Here is a 10,048-nt window from a genome sequence, read left to right as displayed (position 1 = left end):
GCCCGTGCCCAGGTCCTTGGCGGTCACGTGCATGATGCCGTTGGCGTCGATGTCGAAGGAGACCTCGATCTGCGGGACGCCGCGCGGGGCCGGCGGCAGCCCGGTCAGCTGGAACATCCCGAGCTTCTTGTTGTACGCCGCGATCTCCCGTTCGCCCTGGAAGACCTGGATCTGGACGGACGGCTGGTTGTCCTCGGCCGTGGTGAAGATCTCCGAGCGCTTGGTCGGAATGGTGGTGTTGCGCTCGATCAGCTTGGTCATGATGCCGCCCTTGGTCTCGATGCCCAGGGACAGCGGGGTGACGTCCAGGAGGAGGACGTCCTTGACCTCGCCCTTGAGGACGCCGGCCTGGAGCGTGGCCCCGATGGCGACGACCTCGTCCGGGTTGACGCCCTTGTGCGGGTCCTTCCCGGTCAGCTGCTTGACCAGCTCGGTCACCGCGGGCATCCGGGTCGAACCACCCACCAGGATCACGTGGTTGATGTCGGCGACCTTGATCCCCGCGTCGTCGATCGCGTTGTGGAACGGCGCCTTGCAGCGCTCCAGCAGATCCGCCGTCATCTGCTCGAACTGGGCGCGGGTGATCTTCTCGTCCAGGTGCAGCGGCCCCTCGGGCGAGGCGCTCAGATACGGCAGGTTGATGGTGGTCTCGCTGGCCGCCGACAGCTCGATCTTCGCCTTCTCGGCGGCCTCGCGGAGCCGCTGGGTCGCCATCTTGTCCTGGGACAGATCGATACCGTACGCGTTCTTGAACTGCTTGGTGAGGTGGTCGACGATCCGCTGGTCCCAGTCGTCGCCGCCCAGGTGGGTGTCGCCGTTGGTGGCCTTCACCTCGACCACGCCGTCACCGATCTCCAGCAGCGATACGTCGAAGGTGCCGCCGCCGAGGTCGAAGACGAGGATGGTCTGGTCGTTCTCCTTGTCCAGCCCGTAGGCGAGCGCGGCGGCGGTCGGTTCGTTGACGATCCGCAGCACCTTCAGGCCGGCGATCTCCCCGGCTTCCTTCGTCGCGGTGCGCTGGGCGTCGTTGAAGTACGCCGGGACGGTGACGACCGCGTCGGTGACCTCCTCGCCCAGGTAGTCCTCGGCGTCCCGCTTGAGCTTCTGGAGCACCCGCGCGGAGATCTCCTGGGCGGTGTAGCGCTTGCCGTCGATATCGCCGCTCTCCGGGAAGTGCCACTGCGCGTCGCCCATGTGGCGCTTGACCGAGCGGCAGGTCCGTTCGATGTTGGTCACGGCCTGGCGCTTGGCGATCTCACCGACCAGGACGTCGCCGCCCTTGGCGAAGGCGACCACCGAGGGAGTGGTCCGGGCGCCCTCGGCGTTGGCGATGACCGTGGGCTCACCGCCCTCCAGCACGCTGACCACCGAATTCGTCGTCCCGAGGTCGATACCGACTGCTCGTGCCATGGTCCTCTCCTCGTCTCGCGGCCCGGTCCGGGGCGCTGACGCGGTGCCCGGCGTATCCCTCTCGACCCCTCTCACCTGCGGAGACGGCGGGGGAGTCGGCGCTGCACATTCCTTTGCATAGAACGTGCCCCGATTGGTGTCAAGGTGCACCTTTTGCGGTGGATTTTCCCCGGGGTGGGGGCGGGGTCGGGGTCCTGGCGGGTGGGTGCGCCCTTACGGAGCGTCGCGGCTGGTGGGCCGCGGGGCGCGGGCCCGTCCCGGTCGTACGGCGGCGGCTGATACGCGCCCCGCCCCACCGGGGACCCATCCCGCATGACCATCCACCTCGGAACGTCCGGCTGGCAGTACCGGGACTGGCGCGGCGTCCTCTACCCCCGCGATCTGGCGCAGCGGCGCTGGCTGGAGGAGTACGCGCGCGGCTTCGCCACCGTCGAGAGCAACGCCGCCTTCTACCGTCTGCCCGAGGCCGGGACCTTCGCGGACTGGCGGGAGCGGACCCCGGACGGCTTCGTCATGGCGGTCAAGGCCAGCCGCTTCCTCACCCACATCAAACGGCTCCGCGAACCCGAGGAGCCGGTCGCGCGGCTGCTATCCCGCGCGGAAAGCCTCGGCCCCCGGCTCGGCCCCGTGCTGCTCCAGCTGCCGCCCACCCTCCCCGCCGACGCCGGGCTGCTGGACGCCTGCCTCGGCTGCTTCCCCGCCGGGGTGCGGGTCGCCGTCGAGCCCCGCCACGACTCCTGGTGGAGCGACGGGATCCGCGCCGTACTGGAGCGCCGCGGCGCCGCGCTGTGCTGGGCCGACCGCGGCGCCCGGCCGGTGACGCCGCTGTGGCGCACCGCCGACTGGGGCTATCTGCGCTGCCACGAGGGCCGCGCCCGGCCCTGGCCGCGCTACGGGCGGCAGGCGCTGGACACCTGGGCGCGGCGGCTGGCCGCCACCTGGCCCGACCGCGCCGACGTCTATGTGTACTTCAACAACGACCCCGGCGGCGCGGCCGTCCTCGACGCCGTACGGTTCGCCCGCGCCGCGGCCGCCGCGGGCCGCGCGGTGACCCGTACGCCCGCCGTGCTCCCGGCGGACGTGCCGGGAGGGGCGCGGGGGGAGGGGAGTGGCGGCCGACTGGGCGGCCGGTGAGCGGGCAGGTTCATCCCTGAGGCCGACCGGCACACCCGCGACACACCGCGACGAGAGGACCGGATGACCGCACAACTCCCCTTCCGGCCGGGCGTGTTCACCCGGCTCGCGGACGAGGTGCCGCCCGCCGAGCGGTACGCCCGGTACGCCGCGCGGGCCGACCCGGAAGCGGCGCGCGGCGCCCGCCACGACACGTACGCCGGCACCCCGGACGACGTACGGAAAGCGAACGGAACGGAAAGCGAACGACCCATGCGCCTGCCGCATCGGCCGCGGAAGCCGAAGCGAACGCCCGCCGCGGCCGCGACCGCTTCCCTGGCCCTCACCGCCGCCCTCACCCTCGCGGCCGGCTGCGCCCCCGCCGGGCCCGCCACCCCCACCGGCGAGGCCGCCGTCCGCCCGCACTGGGCGCAGTCCTGGGGCGCCGCCGTCCAGCCGCCCGCGGGGCGCGCCCAGGGCGCCCCCGGGAACTGGTCGCGGCGCGGCTTCCGGGACGCGTCGGTGCGCCAGATCGTACGGGTCACCGCCGGCGGCTCGCAGGTCCGGATCCGGCTGTCCAACCGGTACGGCACCGCGCCGCTGAAGATCGGCGGGGCGGCGCTGGGCCGCTCCGCGGGCGGCGGCGCGGTGTGGCCGGGCACCACCCGCCGGGTGACGTTCCGGGGCGCCGGCTCGGCGGTCGTACCGCCCGGCGGGGAACTCACCGGCGACCCGCTGCCGCTGGCCGCGTCCCCGGGGGAAGACCTGGCGATCACCCTCCGCTTCACCGGGCGGACCGGCCCGGCCACGTTCCACCGGGTCGGCCTGGCGCCCTCCTACCGCGCGCCCGGCGACCACCTGACCGACGTCCTGCCGACCGCCTACACCCGCACGTCCAGGGCCACGTACTACCTCACCGGCGTCGACGTCCTGAGCCGGTCCGCGCCGGTCCGCGGCACGGTGGTGGCCTTCGGCGACTCGGTCACCGATGGCGTCGGCACCACCCCGGGCGCGGACCGCCGCTACACCGACGACCTCGCGGCGCGGCTGACCGCCGCCCGGCGCGGCCTGGGCGTGGTCAACCGCGGTATCGCCGGGAACATGCTGCTCACGCGCAGCCCGTGCGCGGGCGAGCCGGGCGTGGCCCGCTTCCGCCGGGAGGTGCTGGACCGGCCGGACGTCCGCACCGTGATCCTGGAGCTGGGCAGCAACGACATCGGCCTCAGCCACGCCCGGACGCGGTGCCTTCCGCCGTCCCACCGCCCGCTCACCGCGCGGCGGCTCGTCGACGGCTACGCGTCCCTGGTGCGCGCCGCCCACCGGCGCGGCATCAAGGTCATCGGCACCACCGTGATCCCCTTGCACGGCTACCCGGGGCACACCGCCCGGGAGGAGCGGCTGCGCGCCCGGGTCAACCACTGGATCCGTACCGGCGGGGCCTTCGACGCCGTCGCCGACTTCGACCGGGCGCTGGCCGACCCCGCCCACCCGGACCGGCCCCGCCCCGGCTACGCCGCCCGCGACGGCCTGCACCCCAACGACACCGGCGCCCGCGCCCTGGCCGAAGCCATCCCGCTGGACCGCCTCTGACGCCGGCCGGCCGCGCTTGCGACTTCACGGCGTTAAGGACCCTGCGGCGTTACGGCGTCGCGGACACGGCCGCCGGCCGGCCGCCCCGGCGTGCTCACGCCGCCGACTGGCGCAGGCGGAGCTCGGGCCGGCCGAAGAGGAGGGGGTAGCCGTCAGGGAGCTGGTTGAGGATGTCGGCCAGCAGATCGGGGCCGGCCAGCCGGGCCAGGACCGAGAAGACGGTGCCGGCGTTCCAGCGGGCCACCGCCGGGGTGGTGCCGGTGCGCCGGGCCAGGTCCTTCACGAAGCCCCAGCCGGTCAACTGCTCGGCGGCGGGCGCCTGTCCGGTGAATTCCAGGGCGGCTTCCAGCGGGAGGAGAGCGGCCAGCGCGACGCGTTCGTCGCCGGTCAGCTGGCGGCCGAGCGCGCCGAGCACCTGGAGGGTGACCTCCCGGGCCTTCTCCTCCGTGGGGTAGGCGCCCTCGTACCGGACCTTCGCCAGCAGGGCGGGGAAGGACATCGCGACGTCCGGGCGGTCCAGGTGCAGCTGGTCGGTCATGACGGGTGGCATGCCTTTCGTCTCGGTCGGAACGGTGGTCCGTGCGGCCGGCCGGGGCGCGGCACGGCACCGCGCCCCGCCGGGCGTCAGGCCGGCAGCGGCCGGCCGAAGAGCAGGTCGTAGCCCACCGGCAGCTGGAGCAGCAGGCGCCGGGTGAGGTCGTCGCCGGCGGCCTCGGCGACCACGCTGAAGACCGCGCCGACGTCCCACTTGGCGGTCTCCTCGGTGGCCCCGTCGATCCAGGCCGCGGTGGCGCGTACGAACCGCTCGGGGTCGAGTGGTTCGGCCGCGGGCAGGGGGTTGAGCAGGATCAGTGCGTATGTCTCGGGCAGCCGGGCGGCGAGTTCGGCCCGTTCCTCGCCGACCAGGTGGGCGCCGAGCAGGGCGAGGACGACCCGGGCGGCCCGTTCGGCCTCCTGGCGGGTGGGGTACTCGCCGCGTTCCCGGACGCTTTCCAGGAACGTCTCCTCCCGGATGGCCACCATCGTTGCCCCCTTCCTCCGGAAGCCGGAAGCCGGTAGCCGGTGGGGGAGGCGGGGCGGGGGAGTGCGCCCGCCTCCACCGTCTGCGGGCGGGGCCCGGTCAGCCGCTGATCTGCTTCTGCCCGGACGAACCGCTGATTTCGATCTTGCGGGGCTTGGCGCGCTCCGCGATCGGGATGCGCAGGGTCAGCACGCCTGCGTCGTAGTCGGCCTCGATGTGCTCGGTGTCCAGGGTATCGGCGAGCATCAGCTGGCGGGAGAAGACGCCCAGCGGCCGCTCGGACAGCTCCATCTGGACGTTGTCGCCCTTGGGCGTCGGACGGCGCTCGGCCTTGACGGTGAGCATGTTCCGCTCGACGTCGATGTCGATGGCGTCGGTGCTCACCCCGGGGAGATCCAGGGCGATCACGTAGACGTCGCCTTCGCGGTAGGCGTCCATCGGCATCGCGGACGGCCGCGACCAGGTGCCGGACGTACCGAGGAGCTGCTGGGTGAGCCGGTCGAGCTCGCGGAACGGGTCGGTGCGCATCAACATCGCGAAACACCTCCAGTGAGACGGGCAGTGACTGAGCTGCCAATGCGCTTCACCTGATCCCGTTGTAGCATGTCATCGGAACGATGACAAATGATGGAGTCGTCGGGAAGACGACGAGAGGAGGGTGGTTCCGTGACCACGGCCGACGAGCAGCCCCGGCATCGGGCCCCGGTGTCCTTCCTCACCGCGGAGGCGGCCCTGCGCGCCATCGACGAGGCGGTGCGCGCCGCCCGCGCCGCCCCGCCCGGTGAGCGGCCCGCCGAGCCGCCCGGCCCGGAGCAGGCACTCGCCGTCCTCCTGCTGCTGCGGGACGTACGGCATCAGCTCGCCGGCTGGGAGCCGGGCCTGATCGAGGCGGCCCGCGCGGCGGGCGCCAGCTGGGCCGATCTCGCCGGCCCGCTCGGCGTGGCCAGCCGCCAGGCCGCCGAGCGCCGCTATCTCCGGGTGCGTCCCGGCGCCGCCGGCAGTACGGGCGAGGAGCGGGTCAAGGCCACCCGGGACCGCCGCGCCGCCGACCGCACGGTCACCGCCTGGGCGCGGGACAACGCCGGTGAGCTCCGCGGCCTGGCCGGCCGGATCACCGCCCTGCCCGATCTCCCGCCCGCCGCCCGTCCGCCCGTCCGCCGGCTGGCCCGCGCGCTGGCCGACGACGACGCCGCCCGGCTGCTCGACCCCCTCACCGAGGCCGCCCCGCACCTGCGGCCCGCCCACCCCGAGCTGGCCGACCGCATCGAGAGCCTCACCCACCACACCGACCGCCTCCGCCACCGGAGCAACTCCCAGCGCGGCACCCAGGGCGGTACGCAGACATGACGACGCAGCCGTGACGACGCAGGCATGACGAAGCGGCGGGCCGCCCCCAGGGGGTGACCCGCCGCGCTTCGACCGACCAGGAGTCAGCCGATGGCCAGCTCGCCCATCGCGCTCCAGCCCTCGGCGCCCGGGATCGTGGTGCTCACGATGTCCGGCGTGCGGCGAAGTAGCGGACGCATCGCCTCCAGGCCGGCGCGGAAGTGGTCGGAGTTGACGTGCGCCTCGCCCGCGTCGTCCTGGAACGCCTCGACCAGGACGTAGGTGTTCGGGTCCTCCAGGCTGCGCGACCACTCGAACCACAGGTTGCCCGGCTCCTCGCGGGTGGCGCGGGTGAACGCGCTGACCTTCTCGGGCCACTCCTCGACGTGCTCGGGCTTCACGGGAAACTTCACAACGATAAAGATCATCCACGTACCCTAAAACATTTGCCGTATCACTCGCATATCGACCCGAGGGGGTGCTCAACAGGGCGCCCCGGCAGGGTAGTTACCAGCCGGTAGTTTGGCTGATCATGATCTCGTGGCGGGCCGCCGGGCCGCCCTACGCTCGCGATCACCGCACCGGACGGACGCCACCGTGGCGCCGCGGTCAGAACCCTGGAGCAGCGATGGCGCCACCCCGCCGTACCGGACCCCGCCCTCCCGCACACCGGCCCCCGCGCCGCCGGCACCGCACGGCAACCGCCGTCCTGGCCGCGGCGATCGCGCTGGTCTGCGCCGTCCCCGCCGGCCCCGCGGCGGCCGCCACCCGGCCCGCGGCCCGCGCCGCCGCGTCCGCCGCACCGTCGTTCCGCCTGGCCGGCCTCCCGATGAAGGACGGTACGGTCCTCAAGGCCGACGTCTTCACCCCCGCCCCCGGCACCCCCGGCGCCCGCGACGGCCGCTACCCCCTCGTCGTCCAGCCCGCCAGCTGGGGCCAGAACGACCTGGAGTACGTGGCCCAAGGGCGGCAGCTGGCCGCCGCGGGGTATGTCGCGGTGACGTACACCGTGCGCGGCTTCTGGGGCTCCGGCGGCCGGATCGACGTCGCCGGGCCCACGGACGCCGGCGATGTCTCCTCGGTGATCGACTGGGCCCTGGCGCACACCCCCGCCGACCGGCGGCGGATCGGCATGGTGGGGCTGTCCCTCGGCGGCGGTCTGACGCTGATGGGCGCCGCCTTCGACCCGCGGGTCAAGGCGGTCGCCGCGCTCAGCGGCTGGGCCGATCTGGCCGACGCGCTCTACAGCGGCCGCACCCGCCACCTCCAGGCCGCCCGGCTGCTCGACGCCATCCAGACCCCGACCGGCCGCCCCGGCCCCGAGTTCTCCCGGATGCTGGCCGACCTCTACGCCGACCGCGAGCTGCCCCGCGTCGTCCGCTGGGCGCACACCCGCTCCCCGGCGACCTACGTGGACCGCATCAACGCCCACGGCACCGCCGTCTTCCTGGCCAACGCCTGGGGCGACAGCATCTTCAACCCCGGCCAGATGACGGCCTTCTACGAACGGCTGACCGTCCCCAAGCGGCTGGAGCTGCGGCCCGGCGACCACGCCACCCAGGAACTCACCAGCCTGCTCGGCCTGCCCAACGCCACCTGGGACAGCGCCCGCCGCTGGCTCGACCACCACCTCAAGGGCACCGGCGGCCCCGGCCCGCGCCAGGGCGTCGAGCTGGAGGTCCGGTCCACCGGCCGCCACGAGAGCTACCCCGACTGGGCCGGCGTCAGCTCGCACACCGCCCGCCTGCGGCTGGGCCGCCCCGATGACCGCGGCACCGGCGCCCTCGGCGGCCCCGGCGGCACCGGCTGGTGGCGGCGGATCGACGGCGGCCGGGACTCCGGTGCCAATGGCGGGATCGCCGAACTCTCCGGCGCGCTCGACCAGTTGACCGGCCTGCCGCCCACCGCCGCCGTCCCGCTGCTGCCGCGCGGCGCCGCCGCCGTCTGGCAGTCCGCGCCGTACCCGGCCGTCCAGCGGCTGCGCGGCGCCGCCCGGCTGCACACCGCCGTCACCGCCTCCGCCCCCCAGGGCACCGTCTACGCCTACCTCTACGACGTCGACGCGCTGGGCCTCGGCAGACTCATCGCGCACGCCCCGCAGAGCTGGTCCGGCACCGGCGCCGGCCGCGCCGTCCCCCTGGACGTCACGCTCTTCCCCACCGCCTACGACCTGCCCGCCGGCCACCGCCTCGCCCTCGTCCTCGACACCGCCGACCCGCTCTACGGCGGCCGCACCCCGCGCGGCAGCACCGTGGCGTTCGGCTCACCGGCCGGCCACCCGGCGGAACTGGCGCTGCCGCTGCGGTGACGGCCGCGCCCGGTCAGGGGGCGGCGGCCACGGCGACGCCGTACGCGGAAAAGCCCGGCGTCTGCCAGCAGCCGCCGTCCCCGGTGACCGCCAGCGCCTCGTGACCGGGCAGCGACGCGAGCCACCGGGCGGCATCCGCGCCGCGCGCGAAGGCCGCCGTGGCGTACACGTCGGCCACGGTCAGCCGGGGCCCGACGACGGTCAGGGAGGCCGGGCCACGGGCCGGGGCGCCGGTGCGCGGGTCCAGGATGTGCGCCCCGCGCTCGGCGGTCCCGGAGGTGGCGACCGCCAGATCGTGGCCGGACACCACCGCGTACAGGGTGCCGGGCCGCAGCGGATGGGCGACGCCGACCCGCCACGGCACACCGGGCGCCGCGCCCCCGTAGAACTGCAGGTCCCCGCCGCCGTTGACGCAGACATGGCGCGCCCCGGCGGCCCGCAGCCGGCGCGCGGCGCCTTCCACCGCCCAGCCCTTGACCAGACCCGACGGATCGAAGGCGCCGCCCGCGGCCGGGTCGAACCAGCCGTCCGTGGCCCGGCGCGCCGCCTCGCACAGCCCGAGCACCTTCCGCACCTCCGCCGGGCAGTCCCCGGGCCGCAGCGCACCGCGCGCCAGCCGGCTGACCGCGCTGTCGGGACGGTACGGCGAGAAGACCCGGTCGAGGTGGTGCAGGCGCGCGACCGCGGCGGCCAGCGCCCGCTCGACGGCGGCCGTGACCGGGCCGCGGACGTCGAACGAGAACACCGTGCCCATCACGTGCTCGGTGTGCCGCAGCCCGCCGCGCGGCCGGTCCGGCACCGGCCCGGACCCGCGCGCCTCAGGCACCGGCCTGGTCCAGCGCGCTCTGGAGCGACCGGATGTAGCCCGCGCTCGTATAGCTGGCGCCCGACACCGCGTCGATCCCGGCGCCGTGCACGCTCAGCGCCTCCTGGGTCAGCCGGGGCACGGCGTAGGCGGCGATCTCCTGGTCGCGGCCGTTCTCGGACGGCATCTGGAGCACCTTGACGGCGGTCAGCCGCCCGCCCGTGACGGTGGCGGCGACCTGCACCGTCCCGTAGCGGGTGGGGACCGGCGCGCCGGTGTACGTGCCATCGGCGGGCCGGCCGCCGGGCGGGCGGCTGCCGGCCGGGGACGGCGCGGGCGCGGCGCCCGGCAGCCCGGCCGGATGGTGCGGTTTGAGGGCGAGCAGCAGGACGACCAGCGCGCCGGTGGACGCGGTGGTGAGGACGGCTCGGCGCATGCGGCGGCTCCTCGGGAGGCGGATCGGGGACGGGAAGGG

11 protein-coding genes are annotated in these 10,048 nt (G+C 74.9%); 4 read left to right on the top strand and 7 right to left on the bottom strand.

Features of this window, described 5'->3' with window-relative positions; all coding sequences use genetic code 11:
* The coding region (dnaK, locus tag ADL22_RS29725; RefSeq protein WP_066986746.1) for a molecular chaperone DnaK at window positions 1–1,410 on the bottom strand (1,410 nt) is incomplete at its 3' end.
* A gap of 312 nt (window positions 1,411–1,722) precedes the next feature.
* Between dnaK and ADL22_RS29720 the strand changes: the two genes are divergently transcribed.
* Both ADL22_RS29720 and ADL22_RS29715 read left to right on the top strand, forming a co-directional pair.
* Window positions 1,723–2,544 carry a DUF72 domain-containing protein gene (locus tag ADL22_RS29720; protein ID WP_066986730.1) on the top strand — a complete coding sequence of 274 codons (822 nt, stop codon included), beginning with the start codon at window positions 1,723–1,725 and terminating at the stop codon, window positions 2,542–2,544.
* Between the two features lie 63 nt (window positions 2,545–2,607).
* Window positions 2,608–4,113, top strand: coding sequence for an SGNH/GDSL hydrolase family protein (locus ADL22_RS29715; RefSeq protein ID WP_234430905.1), 1,506 nt, complete (start codon window positions 2,608–2,610; stop codon window positions 4,111–4,113).
* 94 nt (window positions 4,114–4,207) lie between these two features.
* Here ADL22_RS29715 and ADL22_RS29710 read toward each other — a convergent pair whose 3' ends face one another.
* The 3 genes from ADL22_RS29710 to ADL22_RS29700 form a co-directional block, all read right to left on the bottom strand.
* Window positions 4,208–4,651 (bottom strand): DUF2267 domain-containing protein, encoded by a 444-nt coding sequence (locus tag ADL22_RS29710; RefSeq protein WP_066986726.1) that lies wholly within the window; start codon window positions 4,649–4,651, stop codon window positions 4,208–4,210.
* An 86-nt stretch (window positions 4,652–4,737) separates the two neighbouring features.
* The gene (locus ADL22_RS29705; RefSeq protein ID WP_066986724.1) at window positions 4,738–5,136 is read right to left on the bottom strand and encodes a DUF2267 domain-containing protein; all 399 of its coding nucleotides are present in this window, start codon (window positions 5,134–5,136) and stop codon (window positions 4,738–4,740) included.
* 97 nt (window positions 5,137–5,233) lie between these two features.
* Window positions 5,234–5,668, bottom strand: a complete 435-nt coding sequence (locus ADL22_RS29700; RefSeq protein WP_066986721.1) for an Hsp20/alpha crystallin family protein — start codon at window positions 5,666–5,668, stop codon at window positions 5,234–5,236.
* 132 nt (window positions 5,669–5,800) lie between these two features.
* Here ADL22_RS29700 and ADL22_RS29695 point away from each other — a divergent pair, with 132 nt between their 5' ends.
* Entirely contained in the window at window positions 5,801–6,481 is a 681-nt protein-coding gene (locus tag ADL22_RS29695) for a type III effector protein (protein ID WP_066986718.1), read from the top strand.
* Between the two features lie 83 nt (window positions 6,482–6,564).
* On the opposite strand, the gene ADL22_RS29690 is transcribed toward ADL22_RS29695, so the two are convergent.
* Complete coding sequence (locus ADL22_RS29690) at window positions 6,565–6,888, bottom strand: putative quinol monooxygenase (RefSeq protein WP_066986715.1); 324 nt, start codon at window positions 6,886–6,888, stop codon at window positions 6,565–6,567.
* A gap of 200 nt (window positions 6,889–7,088) precedes the next feature.
* Here ADL22_RS29690 and ADL22_RS29685 point away from each other — a divergent pair, with 200 nt between their 5' ends.
* Window positions 7,089–8,768: a CocE/NonD family hydrolase gene (locus ADL22_RS29685; protein WP_066986712.1), complete on the top strand. Its 1,680-nt coding sequence runs from the start codon at window positions 7,089–7,091 to the stop codon at window positions 8,766–8,768.
* Between the two features lie 13 nt (window positions 8,769–8,781).
* Here the strand turns inward: ADL22_RS29685 and ADL22_RS29680 are convergent, their stop codons facing one another.
* Window positions 8,782–9,522, bottom strand: a complete 741-nt coding sequence (locus tag ADL22_RS29680; protein ID WP_066986739.1) for an FAD:protein FMN transferase — start codon at window positions 9,520–9,522, stop codon at window positions 8,782–8,784.
* A 64-nt stretch (window positions 9,523–9,586) separates the two neighbouring features.
* Window positions 9,587–10,009, bottom strand: a complete 423-nt coding sequence (locus tag ADL22_RS29675; protein ID WP_066986709.1) for an FMN-binding protein — start codon at window positions 10,007–10,009, stop codon at window positions 9,587–9,589.
* Window positions 10,010–10,048 lie beyond the last annotated feature (39 nt).

The organism is Streptomyces sp. NRRL F-4489 (genome assembly GCF_001509485.1).
GTDB lineage: Bacteria > Actinomycetota > Actinomycetes > Streptomycetales > Streptomycetaceae > Streptomyces.
This window is presented reverse-complemented; position numbering and strand designations above follow the sequence as displayed.